Origin of the sequence: Rhodococcus sp. IEGM 1241 (assembly GCF_033142365.1) — a bacterium.
GTDB lineage: Bacteria > Actinomycetota > Actinomycetes > Mycobacteriales > Mycobacteriaceae > Rhodococcus_F > Rhodococcus_F erythropolis.
In genome coordinates this window covers 181,508-203,181 of the sequence record NZ_JAWLSE010000005.1, presented here as the reverse complement: position 1 = coordinate 203,181, position 21,674 = coordinate 181,508, and the positions used below count along the sequence as shown (strand labels likewise).

20 protein-coding genes and 6 tRNA genes are annotated in these 21,674 nt (G+C 62.8%); 11 read left to right on the top strand and 15 right to left on the bottom strand.

Annotated elements, in window-relative coordinates; all coding sequences use genetic code 11:
* Positions 1–107 precede the first annotated feature (107 nt).
* The 8 genes from R4P70_RS22300 to R4P70_RS22265 form a co-directional block, all read right to left on the bottom strand.
* The gene (locus R4P70_RS22300; RefSeq protein ID WP_042951805.1) at positions 108–1,130 is read right to left on the bottom strand and encodes an NUDIX hydrolase; all 1,023 of its coding nucleotides are present in this window, start codon (positions 1,128–1,130) and stop codon (positions 108–110) included.
* Entirely contained in the window at positions 1,127–2,254 is a 1,128-nt protein-coding gene (locus R4P70_RS22295; RefSeq protein ID WP_003943332.1) for a glycosyltransferase family 4 protein, read from the bottom strand. Before R4P70_RS22295 ends, R4P70_RS22300 begins: the two co-directional genes overlap by 4 nt.
* A complete protein-coding gene (locus tag R4P70_RS22290; RefSeq protein WP_019748286.1) occupies positions 2,251–3,153 on the bottom strand; it encodes a phosphatidylinositol mannoside acyltransferase in 903 nt (300 codons plus the stop codon). Before R4P70_RS22290 ends, R4P70_RS22295 begins: the two co-directional genes overlap by 4 nt.
* Positions 3,150–3,845: a phosphatidylinositol phosphate synthase gene (pgsA, locus tag R4P70_RS22285; RefSeq protein WP_020907628.1), complete on the bottom strand. Its 696-nt coding sequence runs from the start codon at positions 3,843–3,845 to the stop codon at positions 3,150–3,152. The genes R4P70_RS22290 and pgsA overlap by 4 nt, the downstream gene beginning before the upstream one ends.
* 81 nt (positions 3,846–3,926) lie before the next feature.
* A complete protein-coding gene (locus R4P70_RS22280) occupies positions 3,927–4,481 on the bottom strand; it encodes an HIT family protein (RefSeq protein ID WP_019748284.1) in 555 nt (184 codons plus the stop codon).
* Positions 4,478–6,535, bottom strand: a complete 2,058-nt coding sequence (gene thrS / locus R4P70_RS22275) for a threonine--tRNA ligase (RefSeq protein WP_007732914.1) — start codon at positions 6,533–6,535, stop codon at positions 4,478–4,480. Before thrS ends, R4P70_RS22280 begins: the two co-directional genes overlap by 4 nt.
* 133 nt (positions 6,536–6,668) lie before the next feature.
* Complete coding sequence (locus R4P70_RS22270; RefSeq protein ID WP_029255280.1) at positions 6,669–7,121, bottom strand: TIGR02611 family protein; 453 nt, start codon at positions 7,119–7,121, stop codon at positions 6,669–6,671.
* A gap of 203 nt (positions 7,122–7,324) precedes the next feature.
* Positions 7,325–7,396, bottom strand: a tRNA-Val gene (locus tag R4P70_RS22265).
* Between the two features lie 293 nt (positions 7,397–7,689).
* On the opposite strand from R4P70_RS22265, the gene R4P70_RS22260 reads away from it, so the two are divergent.
* The 5 genes from R4P70_RS22260 to R4P70_RS22240 all read left to right on the top strand — a co-directional run bounded on the left by R4P70_RS22260 (position 7,690) and on the right by R4P70_RS22240 (position 8,193).
* Positions 7,690–7,762: transfer RNA gene (locus R4P70_RS22260), tRNA-Gly, on the top strand.
* A gap of 25 nt (positions 7,763–7,787) precedes the next feature.
* Positions 7,788–7,858, top strand: a tRNA-Cys gene (locus R4P70_RS22255).
* Between the two features lies 1 nt (position 7,859).
* A tRNA-Val gene (locus R4P70_RS22250) sits at positions 7,860–7,934 on the top strand.
* A gap of 92 nt (positions 7,935–8,026) precedes the next feature.
* A tRNA-Gly gene (locus R4P70_RS22245) sits at positions 8,027–8,102 on the top strand.
* A gap of 16 nt (positions 8,103–8,118) precedes the next feature.
* Positions 8,119–8,193, top strand: a tRNA-Val gene (locus R4P70_RS22240).
* Between the two features lie 146 nt (positions 8,194–8,339).
* Here R4P70_RS22240 and R4P70_RS22235 read toward each other — a convergent pair.
* Both R4P70_RS22235 and R4P70_RS22230 read right to left on the bottom strand, forming a co-directional pair.
* A complete protein-coding gene (locus R4P70_RS22235) occupies positions 8,340–8,837 on the bottom strand; it encodes an alpha-isopropylmalate synthase regulatory domain-containing protein (protein ID WP_020907588.1) in 498 nt (165 codons plus the stop codon).
* 174 nt (positions 8,838–9,011) lie between these two features.
* Positions 9,012–10,397, bottom strand: a complete 1,386-nt coding sequence (locus R4P70_RS22230; RefSeq protein WP_020969516.1) for a GH1 family beta-glucosidase — start codon at positions 10,395–10,397, stop codon at positions 9,012–9,014.
* A 116-nt stretch (positions 10,398–10,513) separates the two neighbouring features.
* Here R4P70_RS22230 and R4P70_RS22225 point away from each other — a divergent pair, with 116 nt between their 5' ends.
* Both R4P70_RS22225 and R4P70_RS22220 read left to right on the top strand, forming a co-directional pair.
* Entirely contained in the window at positions 10,514–11,710 is a 1,197-nt protein-coding gene (locus R4P70_RS22225) for an MFS transporter (protein WP_113683580.1), read from the top strand.
* Positions 11,711–11,777: 67 nt separating this feature from the next.
* On the top strand, positions 11,778–12,311 hold the full coding sequence (locus tag R4P70_RS22220) for a GNAT family N-acetyltransferase (protein ID WP_003942603.1): 534 nt from the start codon (positions 11,778–11,780) through the stop codon (positions 12,309–12,311).
* Between the two features lie 12 nt (positions 12,312–12,323).
* Here R4P70_RS22220 and zapE read toward each other — a convergent pair whose 3' ends face one another.
* Positions 12,324–13,340, bottom strand: a complete 1,017-nt coding sequence (gene zapE, locus R4P70_RS22215) for a cell division protein ZapE (RefSeq protein ID WP_019748277.1) — start codon at positions 13,338–13,340, stop codon at positions 12,324–12,326.
* 43 nt (positions 13,341–13,383) lie between these two features.
* On the opposite strand from zapE, the gene R4P70_RS22210 reads away from it, so the two are divergent.
* Genes R4P70_RS22210 through msrB form a run of 4 tightly spaced genes read left to right on the top strand, consistent with a single transcriptional unit; the run spans position 13,384 to position 17,491 of the window.
* Positions 13,384–14,133 (top strand): pyrimidine reductase family protein, encoded by a 750-nt coding sequence (locus R4P70_RS22210; protein WP_317831813.1) that lies wholly within the window; start codon positions 13,384–13,386, stop codon positions 14,131–14,133.
* 19 nt (positions 14,134–14,152) lie between these two features.
* Positions 14,153–15,706: an alpha/beta hydrolase gene (locus R4P70_RS22205; RefSeq protein ID WP_317831811.1), complete on the top strand. Its 1,554-nt coding sequence runs from the start codon at positions 14,153–14,155 to the stop codon at positions 15,704–15,706.
* 60 nt (positions 15,707–15,766) lie between these two features.
* On the top strand, positions 15,767–17,050 hold the full coding sequence (locus R4P70_RS22200) for a glycosyltransferase family 87 protein (RefSeq protein WP_317831809.1): 1,284 nt from the start codon (positions 15,767–15,769) through the stop codon (positions 17,048–17,050).
* Between the two features lie 9 nt (positions 17,051–17,059).
* The gene (msrB, locus tag R4P70_RS22195; RefSeq protein WP_317831807.1) at positions 17,060–17,491 is read left to right on the top strand and encodes a peptide-methionine (R)-S-oxide reductase MsrB; all 432 of its coding nucleotides are present in this window, start codon (positions 17,060–17,062) and stop codon (positions 17,489–17,491) included.
* 86 nt (positions 17,492–17,577) lie between these two features.
* Here the strand turns inward: msrB and R4P70_RS22190 are convergent, their stop codons facing one another.
* The 4 genes from R4P70_RS22190 to R4P70_RS22175 all read right to left on the bottom strand — a co-directional run bounded on the left by R4P70_RS22190 (position 17,578) and on the right by R4P70_RS22175 (position 21,634).
* A complete protein-coding gene (locus R4P70_RS22190) occupies positions 17,578–18,498 on the bottom strand; it encodes a hypothetical protein (protein WP_214500031.1) in 921 nt (306 codons plus the stop codon).
* The gene (locus tag R4P70_RS22185) at positions 18,498–18,809 is read right to left on the bottom strand and encodes a hypothetical protein (RefSeq protein ID WP_019748272.1); all 312 of its coding nucleotides are present in this window, start codon (positions 18,807–18,809) and stop codon (positions 18,498–18,500) included. Before R4P70_RS22185 ends, R4P70_RS22190 begins: the two co-directional genes overlap by 1 nt.
* The gene (locus R4P70_RS22180; RefSeq protein ID WP_317831804.1) at positions 18,802–19,275 is read right to left on the bottom strand and encodes a YbaB/EbfC family nucleoid-associated protein; all 474 of its coding nucleotides are present in this window, start codon (positions 19,273–19,275) and stop codon (positions 18,802–18,804) included. The genes R4P70_RS22185 and R4P70_RS22180 overlap by 8 nt, the downstream gene beginning before the upstream one ends.
* An 82-nt stretch (positions 19,276–19,357) precedes the next feature.
* A complete protein-coding gene (locus tag R4P70_RS22175; protein ID WP_317832134.1) occupies positions 19,358–21,634 on the bottom strand; it encodes a molybdopterin guanine dinucleotide-containing S/N-oxide reductase in 2,277 nt (758 codons plus the stop codon).
* Between the last annotated feature and the right edge of the window lie 40 nt (positions 21,635–21,674).

Here is a 21,674-nt window from a genome sequence, read left to right as displayed (position 1 = left end):
CGCTCGGAGGCCTCTGGCCAGAACTCTAGGACGAACCGGCCTTCGATTCCGTATCCAATTTGCCATTGCTGGCCTTAAACGGCCGCGAGCACTGAACGACCGAACGATCAGCGGATGGAACGCACTTCCGGATCCTCGGAACCGTCCGCAATCGTCGCGGCCTCCACCAGGAGGTTTGCCAGATCCAACGGGTAGACGGGCTCACCGGACTTGGCCAGTCGGCGGATCTCGTCGGCGCTGCACCAGCGATGGCCGGTGATGGCACGCTGTTCCAATTCCGTGTGGCCTTGGAAGACCGGCTCGAAGCCGTGAGTGCGCGTAGCGAAGAACAGCTCTTCCGAACGGATCAGCTCACCGTCGAACGGGAAGATCGCCACCCGACGCCAAAGCGGACCTCGCAGATTCTCCGGCGCTACCTTGAACCCCGTTTCCTCCTCGATCTCACGAACCGCGGCCGCTCGCAGATGTTCGCCGCGTTCGAGCCCGCCGCCGACGGTGAACCAGAAGTAAGTGTTCGGGATCTTGGGATCGTGCCCGCGCAACAGCAGCACCCGATCTTCCTCGTCCAGCATCACCACGCGGGCAGAGGTCCGTGACGTATCCACGGTGATGCCCTCGGGCACCGCCGCCGCGGTCGTGCGCTCCGATATCTCGAAGTACTGAGGTAGCGGTGCCGTTCCCCCGAGGTGCAGCCAGCGAACAAGTCGACGCGTACGCAACGCGAGAGTGTCGCGCACCGCGTCGTTGTGGAACCGCCGAGCGATCAGGACCCTCGCCTCGGCATCGGCCAACTCGGCCACCAGTTGAGGTCGCAGCGACGTCGTGCCGTAGGCAGCGAGAGCATTGGACAGCCGGTTCTCGGCAAGCTCGCGATCCTGACGATCCGCACGTTCGGCGGCGTCCGCCAAGGTGACGAATCTGCGGGCGTCGTCGGCGCTCATGTCCACAGCCGCCGCGCGGACAACCGCGGCACGACGGGACAGAGCCGCATCGAGCGCCAACCACGACTGATCCGAACGCACATGCAGTCGATCGAGTCGGTTCGCCGTCCCGTACGCCCACAGTCCGACGACCAGGACGACGGCAGCGACGAGCCCGAGAATGAAGATCGTCAGAGCGGAGAAGGTCATGAACCCACCACGCGTACGCCGGTGCCGCCAACCGTGACGGTCTCGTAGACACGCAGGATCTGTTCGGCCACCACCGGCCAGTCGTATTCGGCAACAACACTTGTCGCGGTGTTGACCAGCGCGCGTCGTCGATCCGGGTCACCGAGAACGGAATCGATTGCCTCGGCCAAGGCATCGGAGTTCCCGATGGGAACCAGCAAGCCGGCCTGACCGTCGCGAAGAACACGGCGGAAAGCGTCCAACTCACTGGCCACGACGGCAGTGCCAGCCGCCATGGCCTCGACCAGCACGATCCCGAAGCTCTCACCGCCGAGATTGGGCGCGCAGTAGACGTCCGCACTGCGAAGCGCCGACGCTTTCTCCTCATCGCTGACCTGCCCGAGCAGGCGGAGATGCTTGAAGTACTTGCCCGCCTCTTTGCGGAGTTTCTCCTCGTCGCCGCGTCCGACCACGATCACTTCGAGATCCGGGTGACGCTCGACCAACTCCGGCAACGCACCGAGTAGTACGGCCATCCCCTTGCGCGGTTCGTCGTAGCGACCGAGGAACAGAATGGTTCCACCTTCGCGCGGGTAGCCGGGCAACAGATCGGCCTCGGCAAACGCTGCGACATCGACGCCGTTGGGAATTTCGACGGCGTCAGATCCGAGGGACTCGACCTGCCAACGACGCGCCAACTCCGAGACTGCGATCCGGCCACTGATCTTCTCGAGATACGGAGCCAAGACACCCTGAAAAGTGCTCAGCACCAACGACTTCGTGGTCGACGTGTGGAAGGTGGCGACGATCGGGCCTTCCGCGATACGCAACGCGAGCATGGACAGACTCGGCGCATTGGGTTCGTGGATATGTAGAACGTCGAAGTCACCTTCCGCGATGAACTTGCGGAGGCGGTTGTTCGCCGTCGGGCCGAAAGACAACCGCGCAACAGAACCGTTGTAGGGAATCGCGACGGCTTTACCTGCGGAAACCACAAAATCCGGCAACTCGTCGTCATCGGACGACGGCGCAAGCACACTCACTTTGTGACCACGTTCGATCAGCACCTCGGCCAGATCCACCACGTGCGCCTGCACGCCGCCGGGGACGTCGAAGGAGTACGGGCAGATCATGCCGATTTTCATTCACCCTCCATGCGGGCGAGCCGCGATTCGGAGAGGTCGGAGCGCCACAGCGGCTGAAGCATGTGCCAGTCCGCGGGGTGCGCTGCGATGTTGACCGCGAAACGGTCGGCAAGCGCCTGCGTGGCCGGGCCGACTCCGCCGGATACGTCGATCGGCGGGTCGATCTTGAAACCCCAACCGTCGGGAGTGAACCAGCAGTGGACCGGAAGTAGCGGCGCGCCGGTATCGATCGCGAGCTTCGCCGGGCCGGCGGGCATGCGAGTGGGTTCTCCGAAGAATGTGACGGGCACACCCTTCTTCGCCAGATCGCGCTCCCCCAACAGGCACACGATCTTGTTCTCACGCAGATGCTTGGAGAGTTCGACGAACGGTGGATGCTCCCCGCCGCTTAGCGGGAAGATCTCGAAACCGAGACTCTCGCGGTATTCGACAAACCGTTCGTACAGGGATTCGGGCTTGAGCCGCTCGGCAACGGAGGTCAACCCACCCCATTGCTGAACACACCACACGCCGGCCATGTCCCAATTACCGCTGTGGGGCAGCGCCAATACCGCGCCATGACCTGCCGCCATTGCTTTTTCCAGATGTTCCTGGCCCTCGACCAGCGCATGCAGCGCTTTACCTGTCGCGACCAGGTCCATCGACGGAAGACGGAACGCCTCACGCCAGTACCGGGCGTACGAGCGCATTGAATCCTTGATCAACTGATCCGGAACTTCCGCCGGCGTCGTGCCCAGAACTCTCGCGAGGTTCTTCCTGAGTTGTTCGGGTCCGCCCTTGCGTACCGCGAAATCCGCTCCGGCGTCGAACAGCTTGACCGCCACCGATTCCGGCAGGCTTCTCACCAGCCGCCAACCCGCGGCATATCCCAGATCGGTTGCGCGCTCGGAAAAACTCACTGCTCTGCCTCACCTTCAGGCTTGGGATCGCCCTCCGTGCCCGCCGCGCCTTCGACCGTCGATGCCGCCGGGGCGATCGGCAGAAGTTCCCGGGCGCCAGGCGAATTGCGCACCGCGAGCACTCGTTGGAAGACCGTCACGATACTTCCGGCGGCAAGTACCCACATCGCGATGTGAATCGCCCACGGTAGACCCATACCTGTCAGGCCAGATCCGACCAACACGATGATCAGTCGGTCCGGGCGCTCGATCCACCCGCCGTCCGCAGTCAGCCCGCTCGCCTCTGCGCGCGCCTTCGCGTACGAGATGACCTGCGAGGTGACGAGGCAGATGAGCGTCGCGACGAGCAGCCACTTGCTGTTCTCGTGGTAGACCGCCCACCAGGCCAGGCCGGCAAAAATCGCGCCGTCGGCCACGCGGTCGCAGGTCGCGTCCAGTACCGCCCCGTACCGCGTTCCGCCGCCGCGAGCACGAGCCATTGCGCCGTCGAGCATGTCGAACATGACGAAGAACCAGATGAACAAGGTTCCCCAGAACAGATGTCCGGACGGAAACAGCGTCACCGCACCGGCGACGCTTGCCACCGTGCCGATCACCGTCACCGAGTCCGGCGTCAGACCGGTCTTGACCAGCGCCTTCCCCATAGGTGCCGTCACCTTGGACACCGATGCGCGCCCGAAGAAGCTCAACACCGCAGGAACCCTCCCCGTCGTGAGTTCCGGTTCGGAACTCGTTGCAGCAATGCATCCTGCCATGAAGCCGGATGCATCAACCTATTGTTGCCAGGCACCGGCGAGTAGTCCCCTGGTCTCCCGCAGCAATTGCGGCATCACCTTGACCCCACCGAGCACGGTGATGAAGTTGGCGTCGCCGCCCCAACGTGGGACTACGTGTTGGTGAAGGTGCTCGGACAGCGAACCGCCCGCGGCAGCACCGAGATTCAGACCGACGTTGAATCCGTGCGGATTCGACACGCTCTTGATCACCCGCAACGCACGCTGGGTGAACGCCATCAACTCGGCGCTCTCCTCCGGCGTGAGGTCTTCGAGGGCCGCGACCTTGCGGTACGGCACCACCATCAGGTGACCCGGGTTGTACGGGTACAGGTTCAAGACCGCGTAGACGTGTTCACCGCGGGCGACGATCAACCCTTCCTCGTCCGACATTTTCGGAATGTCGATGAACGGTTCACCCGTCGTACCCGGGGTGTTGGGCGCCTCGGTGATGTACGACATCCGATGTGGCGACCAAATACGCTGCAAATGATCAGGATCGCCGACGCCGTGGTCGATCAGCGAACCCGGACCATCGTCACCGGGGGCGCTCACTGCGCCACGCTTGGCTGCACCAGTTCGGCTGTCGGCGAGGCATTCTCGCGGCGACCGATCCACTCGGTGATGATCCGGACGGCGTCGTCGACGGGAATTCCGTTGATCTGGGTGCCGTCACGGAAACGGAAGCTGACCGCGCCGGCTTCCACGTCACGCTCGCCCGCGAGGAGCATGAACGGGACCTTTTGCGTGGTGTGGTTACGGATCTTCTTCTGCATCCGGTCATCACTGAAATCGACCTCGGCGCGAACACCGGCTGCCTTGAGCTTCTTCGTGACGTCGAACAGGTGATCGGCGAAGGCCTCGGCCACCGGGATTCCGACGACCTGCACCGGCGCCAGCCACGCCGGGAACGCGCCCGCGTAGTGCTCGGTCAGGACACCGAAGAACCGCTCGATCGAGCCGAACAGCGCGCGGTGGATCATGACCGGACGAGTCTTGACGCCGTCGTTGCCGGTGTACTCGAGTTCGAACCGCTCGGGCAGGTTGAAGTCGAGCTGGATGGTCGACATCTGCCAGGTGCGGCCGAGTGCGTCCTTGACCTGAACGGAGATCTTGGGACCGTAGAACGCGGCTCCACCCGGATCCGGCACCAGAGTCAGGCCGGAAGCTTCGCCGACCTCGGCAAGCGTTGCGGTCGCCTCTTCCCAGACGTCGTCGCTACCGACGAACTTGTCCGGGTTCTTGGTGGACAGTTCGAGGTAGAAGTCGTCGAGGCCGTAGTCCTTGAGCAGGTTCAGAACGAACTGCAGGGTGGTGGTCAGCTCGTCGCGCATCTGCTCACGGGTGCAGTAGATGTGAGCGTCGTCCTGGGTCATGCCGCGCACGCGGGTCAGGCCGTGGATGACGCCGGACTTCTCGTAGCGGTAGACCGAGCCGAATTCGAAGAGCCGCAACGGCAATTCACGGTACGAGCGTCCGCGAGCACGGAAGATCAGGTTGTGCATCGGGCAGTTCATCGGCTTGAGGTAGTAGTCCTGGCCCGGCTTGCGCACGGTGCCGTCCTCGTTCAGTTCCTCGTCGACGTGCATCGCCGGGAACATTCCGTCGCGGTACCAGTCGAGGTGACCGGAAACCTCGTACAGATGTCCCTTGGTGATGTGCGGAGTGTTGACGAACTCGTAGCCCGCCTCGATGTGGCGGCTGCGCGAGTAGTTCTCCATCTCGGTGCGGATGATGCCGCCCTTGGGGTGGAACACCGGCAGGCCCGAACCGAGCTCGTCGGGGAAGCTGAAGAGGTCCAGTTCGGTACCGAGCTTGCGGTGATCACGACGCTCGGCCTCGGCGAGCAGTTCGAGGTACTCGTCCTGAGCCTCGGTGGACTCCCACGCGGTGCCGTAGACACGCTGAAGATCGGCGTTGTCCTGGTTGCCACGCCAGTAGGCGGCGGAGCTTCGGGTCAACTTGAAGGCCGGAATGTGCTTCGTGGTCGGAATATGCGGGCCGCGGCACAGATCGGACCAGATCTTGTCGCCAGTGCGCGGATCGAGATTGTCGTAGATGGTCAGCTCGTTGCCGCCAACCTCCATGATCTCGGGATCGTCGATACCGGACTTGTCGTCGATCAATTCGAGCTTGAAGGGCTCGTCGGCCAACTCGACCCGAGCGTCCTCGATCGAATCGACCACTCGACGCGAGAAACGCTGCGATCCCTTGATGATCTGCTTCATACGCTTTTCGAGCTTGGCCAGATCCTCCGGAGTGAACGGACGATCCACTGCGAAGTCGTAGTAGAAGCCATCCTTGATCGGCGGACCGATCCCGAGCTTCGCGTCGGGGAATTCCTTCTGGACCGCCTGCGCGAGGACGTGAGCCGCGGAGTGCCGGATGACGCTGCGGCCGTCCTCGGTGGATGCTGCCACCGGCTCGACGTCGACATCGACCTCAGGTGTCCACGACAGATCCTTGAGCGTTCCCTCGCCATCGCGGACAACGACGATCACGTCGGGCCCCTTCGTGGGGTATCCGGCTTCGCGCACTGCAGTCCCGGCGGTCGTCCCCGCGGGCACCCGAAGTGGGGCGGCTGAGTGCTCTGGCGCGGGACTGGTCACGGCGATGTGCTCCTAAAGGTATTGCGACAAGTTAGACAGGCGTCGTACCCACTGCGAGCACGCGCACGATCATGTTATCGGCCCTACCGACATGGTGAGACAACCGAGTGAAGGAAACCGGGCGGCGTTCAGCTCACAGTGGCGACTCGAGCCACGAGTAGTCCAGGCCCACCCATGTCCCGATCAGGCCGAAGGTGCCGAGCACCCACAAAGTCGCCAGGACGATCACTGTGGTGAACAGAACGCCCAACCCCTTGACGAACAGCGACTGCTTGCCGAACCATTCCATGAACCTGTCGTATCGAGCCTTCGCGAAATGAAGGAGTCGATGTGCCCACGCGAACTCCGACGCCAGTATGCCGAGGCCGGCGAAGACGATGAGCCAACCGGGCCCGGGGTACGGAATAGCCACGATGCCTGCTGCGAACACGATCGTGCCCACGACTCCCACACCGATGCGGTACGCAAGATTGAGGGTGGGCCGCGCGGCGATTCCAGCGCGCCACCGCTCCCAGCGGGACTCTGCGTCTTGGAAGACGGACAGGTCTGAATCGTCGACGGGAGAATCGACCTTTTCGGTACTCAAGTCGGTCACCTTTTCGGTCGCGAAATGTCTCTTCGACCAGGCTACCGAAATCATCGGCCGGCGACCTGCGACGACGGTCTGCATGCCGAAACAACCGTGCCCTCGAACAGCTGTGCTCTCAAACGACTGTGCTCTCAAACAGCTGTGCTCTCAAACGACTGAAGGCGTCCCCGATGATCGGGAACGCCTTCAGTGTTTTTCTGTGGTCCCGGCTGGGATCGAACCAGCGACCTTCCGCGTGTGAAGCGGACGCTCTCCCACTGAGCCACGGGACCGTAAGTCATCCGAACGCATGCGCTCGAACGAGTTGGAACATTAACACGGCTGCGCGATGAATACGAATCACCAGGTTGGCATTCGTTTTGCTCCAGGCGACCCCGAAATCTACGAATTCGAGCTGATTTCAGACCGTATTCATCGCCAAGACGGACAGTTGCAACGCGCGCGACGGGCCGATTCGACTCCGAACACGCCACTGAGCTGGTGATTTGTGTGTATCCGACACGGTCGGCTAATGTTTCCAACGCACCGAGGAGAGCGAGCAGCTCCCCAAGCAACACGGTGCGATGCGGACGTGGCGCAGCTGGTAGCGCACAACCTTGCCAAGGTTGGGGTCGCGGGTTCGAATCCCGTCGTCCGCTCGAGAGGTGTGACTCAACCTTTTACGGTGGAGTGGCCGAGTGGTGAGGCAACGGCCTGCAAAGCCGTGCACACGGGTTCGATTCCCGTCTCCACCTCGCGCGATTAGCTCAGCGGGAGAGCGCTTCCCTGACACGGAAGAGGTCACTGGTTCAATCCCAGTATCGCGCACCACGTCAGGCCCTCGGGCCTGATGGTCAAGGCCTGCTTGCAGGTCTGATAAGTTAGAAAAGTACTGAGTTCCGGTAACGGAGTTCATTGCTCATGCGGACGTGGCGCAGCTGGTAGCGCACAACCTTGCCAAGGTTGGGGTCGCGGGTTCGAATCCCGTCGTCCGCTCCATTTTTCTCCAGAACCCGCGCGATTAGCTCAGCGGGAGAGCGCTTCCCTGACACGGAAGAGGTCACTGGTTCAATCCCAGTATCGCGCACCATTTGAAATTGCAAGAAGCCGGAACCTCAGGGTTCCGGCTTTTTGCGTTCGAGCGCCGAACACATCAACCGCAGTACAGACGCAAGCCCTCTCGGGAATCCACGTCAGTACTGCGGTTGATGTAGCTGATCAGATTGTTGTAACTGATCAGTGAGAGAAGCGGTTCGCTGCCGAAGTCATCGCGCGCAGCGAGGACTCAGTCGACGACTCCGCAATCCCCATCGCCCAGCTCCGACGGCCGTCGCACTCGGTGAAGATGAACGTCGCCGTGCGGTGGCCGATCTGGTGCTGATGGAAAGACAGGATCTCGAGCGAGATTCCCGCGTCGTGCAGCATCGACGTCATGGCCGAGATCGCGCCAGTCGAGGTGGCGGAAGCCTTCTGGATGCGCTCCCCCAGACCGAGAGTCGCTTCGAAAGTCCAACGACCCGGCGCAATCTTCTCGGAGGACCACGCGCCCAAACGGATCGGGCCGCTCATTGCCGCATACGTGGACTCGAACTCGGTCCAAGACATCGCTGAGCATTCGGCACGCAGGCCGGCTGGCAGAGATTTTCCGTGACGCGCCGCGAAAGGATCAGCAGCGGTAGAAGAAGAATCAGAAGCGAAGGCGGAATCAGAAGCGAAGGCGAAGTTGTAAGTCATGATCGTGGTCTTCCTGGAATGAAGTGGAGGACCAACTGGTAGCAAGACGACCCGCAGCGAGGGGTCGGTCCGATTCAGACCCCGCTACGGCGGCTTACTACGAGAATTCGCTTCATGAGAGACGAGGCTAGGCGGCCCGGTTCGAGAATGCAACCCGGACCGCCTCCGCACAGGTCAGACCTGAGCCGATTTATGCTCGGCGATCAGGGCGCGATACCACTCGAACGAGGTCTTCGGTGTGCGCTTCTGGGTGTCGAAATCGACGTGTACCAGGCCGAATCGCTCTTTGTATCCCGCAGCCCATTCGAAGTTGTCGAGGAGTGACCACACAAAATAGCCACGGACGTCGACACCGTCGTCCATGGCCGATCGGAGGGCGCGAAGGTGCGCGTCGTGGTAGTCGATTCGCGCTTCGTCCTCGACGACGCCTGCGGCATCCGGTGCGTCGTGGAATGAACATCCGCTTTCCGTGATGTAGATCGGCGGCAGTGCGTCACCGAACCGAGCCTGGAACGTCCGCAGGATCTCACCCAGCCCTTCGGGAACGATCGGCCATCCGAAATCGGTTGTGGGATAACCGGTAATCGCGACAGGCGCAAAGGGCAGGCCCGGCGGTAGGTCGACCTCGAGCACACCTTCGGTCCCCTGGCCTTCCACCGGAGCGGCAATCATCGTCGGCTCGTAGTAGTTGATCCCGTACCAGTCGAGCGGCACCCCGATGATTTTCAAGTCCTCGTCGACGGGCCCGCTGAGCAGCTGAGCGAATTCGTCGGCGGGGTACTTCCCGACCAGAACCGGGTCGGCGAACATCCAATTGACGACGTGGTCGTAGATGTCGGCAGCCATCACGTCTTCCGGGGAATCCGAGGCGGCACGCACCGGTGCATGGTTCGAGGCGATTCCGATGTTCGTGCATCCGGTTGCCCGAAGCGCTTCGACAGCGAGGCCGTGCCCGAGCAGCTGGTGATGTGCAGCTTGGAAAGCCTCGAACCCCAAGGCCAGGCCGGGGGCATGAACTCCCAGGGCATGACCGTAGAGCGTGTGCACTACCGGTTCGTTGAGCGGCATCCACATTCCGACACGATCGGACAACCGTTCGCCGACGACCTGGGCGTACTCCCCCAGCCTGTACGACGTGTCTCGGTTCATCCAGCCGCCCTGCTCTTGCAGTGCGAGGGGCAGATCCCAGTGAAAGAGAGTGACGGCAGGAGTAATTCCCACCGAACACAGTCGATCGATCAGGCGGTCGTAGAAGTCGAGCCCTTTCGCATTCACGGCCCCCGATCCGGTGGGCAGAATTCGCGACCACGACAGGGACAGCCGATAAGCGTCGAGCCCGAGGTCTTTCATCAACTCGATATCCGATTCCCAGCGGTGATAATGATCGGCAGCAACCGCTCCGGTGTCGCCCCCGACGACTACACCGGGGCGGTCACAGAACTCGTCCCAAATCGACGGTCCGCGACCGTCTTCGGCCACAGCTCCTTCGATTTGGTAGGCCGCGGTGGCGGTTCCCCAGACGAAGGAAGACGGAAATTCTGGTGTCGGCTGCCGAGTCATGTCGGTCAGTTAATCAAAGAACCGTGCAAAACACGCAGCTTTGTTGGACACTCGACCAGTATCAAGATCCAGTACCGTTCGGCCTAACCGAACGAACGAGACAAAGGCCCTGCTTGATGACGGATAACACCCGCACCCTGACGAGGGCTCGGATCGCCACTTCGGTGGCCTTCGGACTTCAAGGATTTCTGCTCGCCGCCATTCTGACGCAGCTGCCGCAGTACAAGGATTTGTTCGAGCTGAGCGAGACACTGGTTGTGGTTGCGGTTGTCACCGTGTCCGTCATCGCCGGGCTCGGCAGCGTGCTCGCCGAGATTCTAGCCGTGAGAACGTCGAGCAAGATGACTCTGCGAACCGGACTCGCCGTCATCGCAGTCTTTGGCGGGGCAACCGGAATCGCGCCCAACGCGGCGATGTTCTTCGTCTTCCTGGCGATCTACGGCATCGGACTCGGCATGGTCGACGCGGCCGCCAACATGCAGGCAGTCTCGATCCAACACGCCAAGGGCCGCTTCATCCTCTCCTCGTTCCATGCTTCCTGGAGCGTCGGAGCGATTGTCGGCGCTCTGTTCATCTCTGCTACCGCAAGCCTCGACATCTCGATCCGCATCACACAGGTGATCGCGGGAGTTGTTGTCGGACTGATACTTCTGGCCTTCGGCCCGCAACTGCTCGATCGCTCCGAGTCTCCGGTTGCCGATGCAAACATCACGAGCACCGCGAAATTCACCGTACCCACCCGCGCGTTCGTCCTCCTCGGCGTCGCGATGGCATTGTTCTATGCGGTCGACTTCAGCGTCGGAAACTGGTCGACGCTGTACGTCAAGGACGAACTGCTCGCCGACGCCGGGACGGCCGCCCTTTCCGTGGCGGCGTACCAAATCGCGGCACTGGTCGCACGACTGACCGGCGACTACTGGGTCGGCAAGTTCGGTGAGACCACCGTCGTGCGGATCGGCTCTCTCATCGGCGTGGTCGGCATGACGATCGTTGTCCTCGCGCAATCTCCCGCCGTTGCCATCGCCGGCTTCCTGATCGTCGGCCTCGGCGTACCGGTGATCGCCCCGATCTGCTTCAGCGCCGCCGGACGGATGGCTCCCCCGGATCAGGTCGACGCGGTGATCGCACGAATCAACCTCTTCAACTACGTCGGCACGGTGGTCGGCGGCGGCATCGTCGGCGCGGTCGCTGCCTTCAGTGACCTTCGAATCGGGTTCCTGATTCCGCTGGCATTCTGCGCGATCTTGATAGTTCTTGCTCCCGCGTTCGCACCGAAACGAGCCACGACGCCGGTCGCCGAGAACGCCGCTTGAGCATCATGCTCGACGAAGGTGGTGTACTTGATCAACCGAATCATGTGCGCGAGAGGTAGAAACTGACGTGACGATCACCGTTGACCGGGCCGGAATCTGGGATTCCGAAGCAATCGCCGACGTGGCAGCGGTGACGTTTCCGCTGGCTTGTCCGCCGGACGCATCCGACGACGACATCAGTGCCTTCATCGACAACGTTCTCTCGGTCGACAAGTTCTCCGAGTATCTGACGGACCCGACACGAACCGTTCTCAAGGTCATTCGCGACGGCTCGATCGTCGGCTACGCGATGCTCGTCGACGACGAGCCCGCCGATCCGGACGTCAAAGCTGCTGTGACACTTCGCCCGACGACGGAACTGAGCAAGTTGTACGTGCTTCCTGGTAACCACGGAACCGGCGCGGCAGCATCCTTGATGGACGCGGTTGTCGACCATGCACGACGCAGCGGAAGTGCCGGGATCTGGCTGGGTGTCAATCAGGAAAATCTGCGCGCCCAGAAGTTCTACGCCAAACACGGCTTCACCCAGGTCGGCACGAAGACGTTTCTCGTGGGGGCACAACTCCACCACGATTTCGTGATGGAGCGCCCCGTCAGCTGACAGGCCTGCTGATCAGCCGGCCGCGACCTCGAAACGAGAAAGTGCGAGCAGACGCGAGGTCGCGCGCAGGTACTTCTTCTTGTACCCACCGGCAAGCATCTCGGGGGTGAAGATCTCGTCGAGGCGTGCGCCGGAAACGGTGACCGGGATGCTCGCGTCGTACAAGCGGTCGGCGAGAACCACGATGCGCAGTGCAACAGACTGATCCGTTGCCGGGTGAACGCCGTCGATGAAGACCGCCTTCACACCCTCGACCAGCTTGTTGTAGCGCGACGGGTGCAGTGTGCTGAGGTGCTTGCACAGCTCGTCGAAGTTGTCGAGCGTGGCGCCGTCGATCGCCTCGGCCCGAGAGACCAATTCTTCCGAGGAGATGGGCTCCGGTGCGGGCGGGAGATCGCGGTGACGGTAGTCGGGGCCGTCGACGCGAATCGTCTCGAAGATCGAGCCGAGCTTCTTGATCTCACGCAGGAAGTCCTGAGCCGCGAAGCGACCCTCACCGAGCTGGCCGGGAAGCGTGTTCGACGTCGCGACGATGGACACGCCGCGCGCGGAAAGCTCCGAAAGGAGGCGAGAGACGAGCATGGTGTCGCCCGGATCGTCGAGCTCGAACTCGTCGATGCAGAGAACGCTGTGGTCGGCGAGCGCTTCGACCGCTTTGTTGAAGCCGAGAGCGCCGACGACGTGTGTCAGCTCGACGAAGGTTCCGAAAGCCTTCGGCGACGGAACGCTGTGGAAGATCGACGCCAGCAAGTGAGTCTTACCGACACCGAACCCGCCGTCGAGGTACAGGCCGGCGCCGGTCGCCTGGGTCTTCTTGCCGAACAGTCCGCGGCGTCCACCACTACGGATCTTGGTTACGCGCTTGGAGAATTCCTCGGCCTTGGCGACAGCAGCTGCCTGGCTCGGTTCCTTCGGATCAGGAATGTAGGACGCAAAACTCACCTCGTCGAACATTGCGGGAGGCACCATTTGAGCTACCAGTTGATCGGCGGGTACCACCGGGCTGCGATCGACAAGACGTTCATGCATCCGTCAAGGGTATCTACGTGATGTGATCTCTCATGTGCACCGTATGGATATTGCGACCTACTTCACACCAGGCCACGAAGACGAACTCCGCGGCTTGTACGCCTATCCGGAGAACCTCTCCCAACCCTGGATGCGCGTGAACTTCGTTTCCAGCATCGACGGGTGCGTCTCCGTCGACGGAGTGAGCCATGGACTGGGCACACCTGCAGACAAGTCGGTATTCGGGATCTTGCGCGAACTTTGTGACGTCGTCGTGGTCGGCGCAGGCACAGCGCGAGCCGAGAACTACGGGGGTGTGCAGATCTCGGACGCAGCCCAGGCGCGACGAAAGGCGGGCGGCCTCGCTCCGGTCCCACCGATCCTCGTCGTCTCGGCGCACGCGTCGATCGACCCTGAAAGCCGGCTCCTTCGAGATACCGAAATTCCGCCGATTCTTGTTGTCGGTAGCGCCGCGGACAGCGCAGCGATTTCAGCGCTGAGGTCGGCCGGAGCGCAGGTGGAGGTGACGGACTCACCGAATGTCAGCAGCGGCGACATCGACAGGGCCTTGTCGGCTCGCAAGCTCCGTCGCGCGCTGTGCGAGGGCGGGCCGTCACTTTTCGGGCAGTTGATCGAGGACAATGCCGTCGACGAACTCTGCATCACCACTTCACCTCAACTGGTGGGGAGCAAAGTCGGCCGAATCTCGCTCTCCCCCAATGCAATGCCCACGTCGATGCGTCCCGCTCACATTCTCGGCGACTCGGACGGCACGATCCTCACTCGATGGGTTCGTCAGCAGCCACGTCGGTGAACCTGGCACTCTGGTCGGCATGCGCAGAGTTGCTTTGATGGCCGTCGTCCTCGCGACGTGTTGTGCGTGCGGCGCCGGGCCGTCGCTTCGGCCCGCCGTCGCGGTCGAAGGCCGCACCGACGGCAGCCCTGCCCAGAGCGAGGGACCGTCACCCGATGCGCCGCCGGTCGACCCCGGCGTCCCGACCGACGACATACCGTGGCGAGACTGCACCGGCACGTCACTCGCCGACCAGGCTCTCGCAGCGTCGAGCGCCGGCGTCATCCTCGAATGCGCGGAATTCAGTGCCCCCATCGACGTGACCGGCGCCATCGACGGCAACTTCACTGCCGGCTTGACCCGCGCTCGGACGTCGTCGACGCCTGCCAACGCGTATCCGATCGTGTTCACATCCGGCACCGACCGTTCGTCGGGAAACTCTCTGGCCATGCTCGCTACGTCCGGCTTGACGACGGTGCTCGCGAACCACCCCGTCGTTGCCCTGGATCGACGTGGAATCGACAGGTCCACCGCAATCGACTGCATGACGCCGGAGATTCGGCGCGGCCTTCACGATCTGGGCCAGTTCGACGCGGACTCCACCGGCGACGCCGCCGACGCGGTCGCCGCTCTCGGTCACGATGCAACCATCGCCTGTACCGACTATCTCGATCCTCAAGAGCTGAAGTTCGGCGCGGACTCCGCTGCCGAGGACATCGACGCTCTACGTACGCGGTGGGGCGTCGAGACCATCGCTCTGTGGTCGGCAGGGTCCGGCTCTGACATCGCGCTGAGCTACGCGGCAGCCCACCCCGACAACCTCGCGAGGTTGATCCTCGATTCTCCCGCTCCGGTGGCCACCGACGCTGCCACCGAGGCGGAGAGCCGCGTGCAGGGCGAGGAAGCGGCGTTGACCGCATTCGCTCAGCGATGTGTGGCGCTGGGGTGCTCTCTCGGACCTGATCCGAAGAAAGCGGTCACGGACCTGATGGAGCGCGCTCGGGCCGATGAATTCCAGCCGCTGTCCGCCGCTGCGGTGTCGAACGCGATTTCGGCGAGCCTGTGGACTGCCGGAACCAACCGTGAGCAAGAGACCCGCTCGCTCTCAGACGCTCTGTCCGCGCTCGGTACCGGCAACGCTTCGCCGATTCGAGAGCGCGCCGCCCGGGCAGAGAACGAGGTGGACGGTGACGGCCAGTTCATCGGACGATGCACCGACGGCATGCAGTGGCCGGGGATCGGGCGCGTCCGCGAACTGGCGGACACCTGGGGCACCAACTATCCGGTATTCGGTCGAGAAGCCGCGCTCGGTTTGCTCGCATGCGCCAGCTGGCCGTCGACCGCCAACTCTCCCCTGCCGAATCAGTTGAAGCCCGCCGTCCTCGTGCTGAGCGGTCAGGGCGACCCGGCCGTCGGGAACTCCGGACTCTCGACTGTCACCGGCGTCGTGACCAACGCGGGGTCGCGCTTCGCAACCCTGGACTGGCAGGGTGCGGGTCACCCCGCGGCACAATCCACCTGCGCGCAGCAGGCGATGAGGGCATACCTCACCGACGCCTCCCTGCCCAGCAACGGAAGCGTGTGCCCGGCCTGACTCGGGCGCTTGTCCACCACGACCGAAAAGGGGTGCATCCCCCGATCACACCCTGCTCCGGTGTACCGTGCCGAAGTGTTCCTTCGACAGCTCGAGCCGCGTACCGGGCGGACAACCCAACAAGTCGTCAACTTCGTTTTGTGGCCGATCGCCGTGATGACAGTGCTCAATCGTGTCATCGTCACAGCAGTCAACGGCGCCATCACCGATGACTTCCGACCGGTCTACAACGCCGCGCTGGCGTTCTGGAACGGGCGCGACGTCTACACCGCAGATTTCAACTCCGTAGACCCCCATTACCTGTACCCACCATCGGGTTCCTTGTTGATGGCACCCCTGGCGATCCTCGATCCCGAGCGCTCACGGTGGCTGTTCATCGGTGTCAATGCCGTCGCCATTCTCGTGGCTCTCTACCTGCTGTTGCGCTTGTTCGACCTGACGATCAGTTCCATCGCGGCGCCGATTCTGGTGCTCGGCGCGTTCATGTCGGAGACGGTCACCAACACGTTGGTGTTCACCAACATCAACGGCCTCGTCCTGCTCGGCGAAGTTGCCTTCCTCCTGTTGCTGATGCGCAAGAAGGATCTGTGGGCCGGCGCCGCGATCGGTCTCACCATCGCAGTGAAACCCACTCTCGCGCCGCTGCTCCTGCTGCCACTCGTTCGCGGTCAGTGGAAGGTGTTCGTCACCGCCCTGGGCATCCCGTTCATTCTCACGGTCGTGGCATGGCCGCTGGCGTCGGATCCGATGGACTTCGTCCGCCGCACCGTGCCGTACCTGCTCGAATCTCGTGACTACTTCAACAGTTCGATTGTCGGAAACGGCGCTTACTTCGGTCTGCCCGAATGGTTGATCCTGCTCTTGCGCGTCGTGTTGGCCGCCATGGTCGTCGTCTCTCTGTGGCTTCTGCACCGCTATTACCGCAACGACGAACTCTTCTTCCTCACCACCGCGACCGGTGTGATCATGACCGCGTCGTTCCTGCTGCCATCGCTCGGCCAGATGTACTACTCGATGATGCTGTTGCCGCTGTTGATGTCCGTGGTGCTCAAGAACTCGGTCATGCGGAACTGGCCGGCGTGGCTCGCCGTCTACGGCTTCTTGACGTTCGACAGCTGGTGGTCGAACCGCTGGCCGACCTTCGGCCGGGCAGCCGAATACACCAAGAGCACCCTCGGCTGGAGCCTTCTGCTGATCGTGATCTTCTGTGTCCTCGGATACCGGTATCTGGTCGCGCGTCGCGAGGGCCGCTTGGATCGCGGAATCGATCCCGCCTACCTCCTCGATCCCCCACTCGATACCGTCTCACCTGCCGACGAAGCCGAAACGGCGACAAAGCATTAGCGTGGAGGCATGAGTTCTTCACACGATGGCGTCGACAGCACACCTGAGGTCACGTACACCGAGAGCGAGTGGCGCGAAAAGCTGACGCCGGAGGAGTTCGCCGTCCTGCGCCAAGCCGGCACCGAACGCCCCTTCGTCGGCGAGTACACCGACACCACCGCGGAAGGCGTTTACTCCTGCCGAGCGTGCGGAGCCGAGCTGTTCCGCAGCACCGAGAAGTTCGAATCGCACTGCGGGTGGCCGTCCTTCTTCGATCCGGCGGATTCGGATGCCGTGATCCTGAAGGAAGACAGCTCACTCGGGATGCGCCGTGTCGAGGTCATCTGCAAGAAGTGCCACAGCCACCTCGGTCACGTCTTCGAGGGCGAGGGATACCCGACGCCGACCGATCAGCGGTACTGCATCAACTCGATCTCGCTGGTTCTCAAGCCCGCTCAGTAGCCAGGTCGTGGGCTGCCCCGTGTCGCTCAGTAGCCAGGTCGTGGGCTACCCCGTGTCACTGGTAGCCCACGATTCGAGACTTCAACTCAGAAGTCCCAGTTCAGCGCAGTCGGGCTCAGACCAGCCGCGTTCAGGTCCTCGTTTCGAGCGACAAGACCGTCCTTGACTGACCCGATCCCACCCCCGATCGCGCCGGAAGTGATGTCCGTCAACGAGGCATCGCCGCCCGTGACTTCCTTCGTCACGATCGCAGCGGACGCTCCCGATACCGCATCGTCGAAAGCCCCCCGCGCGATCTGCTGCAATCTCGAACCGGTCGGGAGCGGGTTCGGGTCAGGGCCGACACGATCCGGCGTCGTCTTCAACCCTCCGTTCGCAAGTCCCTTGATGAAACCGTCGCGGCCCTCGGTCACGACCTTGCCACCGTCGATCGACTGGCGATGATCCATCGTCATCTGCCCGAGTTGAATGGCGAGGCCGGAGAAGACGGCAGCGGCAGCTTCCACTGCTGCGGCCTCGATCACTCGTATCAACAATTGCTGCAACAGCATTCGGACCGTGAGTGTTGTTGCCACCTCAGCCGCCACGATTCCGGCGGTACTCGCACCCAGTGTCGGGACAGCGGCCGCCAGCATGGCGGCAATCTCGAGCGCCAGTGCGCCCAGCGCCGCGAGGATCGACAGTTTGGTGTACTCGATGTCCGTGCCGGTATCGGTGCATGACTGACCCAGTTCGGCCGCGGTAGAGGACAACCGCTCGAAGACCTCCGCGACTCCCCCGGCCTCCGACCAATACCGAGACAACGAGTCGCCGGCTCGACCGTCGATCGATGCCAGTACTGTTTGCAATCCGTAACCACCGGCAGCGGCCGAAGCCTCGATCCGATCAGCCGCGCCTGACCAGGCATCACCCAACCTCCACAGTGCCGTTTCGTCTCCTTGCGGCCAGTCACTGCCCACCGCAACCGACGCAACCGCCTGTAACCAGCCTGGAATCTCGAGTCCCATCAGAGCCCACCCGCCATGTCGTCGGCAAGCGAGGTGTCGATCGATTCGAAACGATCGGTGATCTCGATCAGCGTGGCAGTCAATTCGCGAAGCGCGCCCGCGACCAGTGTCATCCCGCCGACTGCTGACTCCGCACCGGGAACATACGCGTCCGAGAATGCGGTTCCGAACTGGTCAGCGCCCCAGCACCCCTCTTCGGCGCCGGCCACTGTTTCCAGAGCACTCCGCGCCTCGTCGAGATCGGCAGCGACCACCTCGAATGCTGGTGCAGCACTTCCCATCGCGGCCACGTCCACGTCCAGTTCAGACATTGCCGGAGCTCCTCAGAACGGTGCGGTCCCAGTGCTCGTCGCCGCCGATCGGCACCGACGCCGGACGAGGCGCGAGAATCTCACGCAATCCGAGCACACCGGGAACGAGGTCAGGCAAATCGATCCTGGCCGCTTCGGTGAACGGCCTCGACATCTCGGCAACCTGTCGGCGCATGTCCTCCGCCGCAGATGTGGCCGTGGCCAGGATCAGAATTCCCAACGCTACCGGCGAATGCTTGCCGTAAGCGCTCCCGGAGAGGGTGACTCCCACGGTCGCCCCCGAAGCGTCTACGACGACTTCCACGCTGCCATCACTCGAGCGCGCGCTCGCCGTTGCTCGTGCGATCTTCTCCTGCATATCCGCCAGCGATCGCGTTCGCTCCAACAGATCAACCTGCATCGAATCGATCTGAGCCCGAAGAACTTCGACGTGTCCCCTCATCGAACCAACATCCGCCCCACTCACGATGGCCCCCACCTTCGATAGATCGTGACACCTGATTCAGGCGCTCACGAGGTTCGACGCGGGAGGTGGCCGATCGGTTCCGTCAGCGCGAACGAAGCACGGGCGGATCGAACGCCTTGACCGGCGGCAGAACCCCTTGGAATTTCTCGATCTGCACCAGAACGTGCTGGCCGGTGCACCCGTGCGAAAGCGAAGACGTGCCGACGTCTGGCGTCAGAACGTTGGGATTTCCGTGAACACACAGCGAATCGGGATCGGCAGGATCGAGCGGGTCGTACCACGCCCCGGTCGACAACTGGACGACGTCGCTCGGCAAATCCGAATCGACGATCACACCAGCCAGGCACGCCCCGCGATCGTTGAATACGCGCACCACGTCCCCAGCCGACACACCGCGCGCGGCCGCTGCATCCGGGTGCATACGAATCGGCTCGCGTCCCTGAATCTTCGATGCCTGGCTCGCAGCGCCGTGATCGAGTTGGCTGTGCAGGCGCGTCTTGGGCTGGTTGGCGATCAAGTGAAGCGGGAATTGCGTGGCCCGTGGTCCACCCAGCCACTCGTCGGGCTCGTACCAGCGCGGATGGCCGGCGCAGTCGTCGTAGCCGAAAGACTCGATGGTCTCGGAGAAGATCTCGATCTTCCCACTCGGAGTCGAGAGTGGATACTTCTCGGGGTCCTCGCGGAAGTCACCGAAGAGCACGAGGTTGTCTTCGGTTCGCATCCGGTAGTGCCCATCCGACCAGAAATCCTCGAACGTCGGTGTGTTGCCGCCGTCTGCATCGACGAACGGCCGCCATTGACCGTAGAGATGCTCGATCCACTCCTGTGAGGATCTCCCCTCGGTGAACTGCTCCCCGAATCCGAGCGCAGAAGCCAGAGCGGCAAACGTGTCGTAGTCGTCTCGCGAATTCGCGAAAGGTGGAACTACTTGCTGCATCGCGACCAGAAGTGGATCATTTCGTGTGCAGCTCAGGTCATTTCGTTCAAGCGACGTTGTCGACGGGACAACGATGTCGGCATTGCGAGCCATCGGCGTCCAGTAGGGATCGTGAACGACGATCGTGTCCGGACGCGCAAATGCCCGTCGCAGCCTCGGGAGATCCTGGTGGTGGTGAAACGGATTGCCACCGGCCCAGTAGACCAACCGAATATCCGGATAGGTCAGGCGCCTGCCGTCGTAGTCGAACTCCTCGCCGGGCGAGAGCAAGAGATCGGAGATCGCGGCCACCGGAATGAAATCGGGCACCGGATTCACACCTTGTGAGAAGGTCGGCAACGGATACGGCACCGGAGCCAGACCCGGCTCGTTCATCGAACCGTAGCCGTGGCCGAAACCGCCACCCGCAAGCCCGAATTGGCCGAGCATCGCGGCGAGTGTCACGCCCATCCACGGAGCCTGTTCACCGTGTTTGATGCGTTGCAACGACCACGTGACGGTCACCAGCGTCCGGCCGGACGCCATTCTCCGAGCCAGGTCGGTGATGAACTCCGCCGGCACCCCGGAGATCTTCTGCGCCCAGCGCGGATCCTTCGGTACACCGTCGGCACGTCCGAGCAGGTAATCCTCGAAGCGTTCGTAGCCGACGCAGAAGCGGTTCAGGAAATCGCGATCGTGCAGGTCCTCCGACGCCAGGACAAACGCCAGGGCAAGCATGATTGCCACGTCGGTTCCCGGAACAGGTGCGATCCACTCGCAGTCGCCATCGACGTCGTCGCGCAACGGACTGAAGGAGACGATCTTTCCGCCGCGGGCACGAAATGCGTCGAGCGCCCCGCGCGTCGGATGATCGCTCGTACCACCGGCATTGACGCCGGTGTTCTTGATCGGTACTCCCCCGAACGAGACGAGAAGATCGGAGTGCTTGGCGATGACGTCCCACGACGTGGAGCGCGCGAACAACTTCCAGTGTGTTCCGACCACACGCGGCATGATGACACCGGTGGCACCGAGCGAGTAGCTGTGGACCGACTTGGTATATCCACCCAGCTGATTCAGAAATCGGTGAACTTGGCTCTGCGCGTGATGGAATCGACCGGCGCTGGCCCAGCCGTACGAGCCGCCGAAGATCGCTTTGTTCCCGTGCGTGTCGACCACGCGACGCAACTCGCGGGAGAGGAGTTCGGTCAGTTCGTCCCACGAGACCGAGACGAACTCGTCCGCTCCACGTCGGTCGCTGGGACCAGGCCCGTTCTCGAGCCAACCGCGGCGCACCGCCGGGCCCGAAACGCGAGCCCGACTGCGCACCGAACCGGCGAGGTTCCCGAGCATCGGCGAGGGATTCGAATCACCCTCGTACGGATGCACGGCGGTCACCTCGCCGGCGACCGATTCGGCGGTGAACATTCCCCAATGGGACATGTGTTGACGACGCCGGTTCGGTGCAGTTGTCACAGAAACT

Coding starts and splice junctions, on each gene's coding strand:
- R4P70_RS22300 (WP_042951805.1), bottom strand. CDS start 1,130: ATGACCTTCTCCGCTCTGACGATCTTCATTCTCGGGCTCGTCGCTGCC.
- R4P70_RS22295 (WP_003943332.1), bottom strand. CDS start 2,254: ATGAAAATCGGCATGATCTGCCCGTACTCCTTCGACGTCCCCGGCGGC.
- R4P70_RS22235 (WP_020907588.1), bottom strand. CDS start 8,837: ATGACTTACAACTTCGCCTTCGCTTCTGATTCCGCCTTCGCTTCTGAT.
- R4P70_RS22230 (WP_020969516.1), bottom strand. CDS start 10,397: ATGACTCGGCAGCCGACACCAGAATTTCCGTCTTCCTTCGTCTGGGGA.
- R4P70_RS22225 (WP_113683580.1), top strand. CDS start 10,514: ATGACGGATAACACCCGCACCCTGACGAGGGCTCGGATCGCCACTTCG.
- zapE (WP_019748277.1), bottom strand. CDS start 13,340: ATGCATGAACGTCTTGTCGATCGCAGCCCGGTGGTACCCGCCGATCAA.
- R4P70_RS22210 (WP_317831813.1), top strand. CDS start 13,384: ATGGATATTGCGACCTACTTCACACCAGGCCACGAAGACGAACTCCGC.
- R4P70_RS22205 (WP_317831811.1), top strand. CDS start 14,153: ATGCGCAGAGTTGCTTTGATGGCCGTCGTCCTCGCGACGTGTTGTGCG.
- msrB (WP_317831807.1), top strand. CDS start 17,060: ATGAGTTCTTCACACGATGGCGTCGACAGCACACCTGAGGTCACGTAC.
- R4P70_RS22190 (WP_214500031.1), bottom strand. CDS start 18,498: ATGGGACTCGAGATTCCAGGCTGGTTACAGGCGGTTGCGTCGGTTGCG.
- R4P70_RS22185 (WP_019748272.1), bottom strand. CDS start 18,809: ATGTCTGAACTGGACGTGGACGTGGCCGCGATGGGAAGTGCTGCACCA.
- R4P70_RS22175 (WP_317832134.1), bottom strand. CDS start 21,634: ATGTCCCATTGGGGAATGTTCACCGCCGAATCGGTCGCCGGCGAGGTG.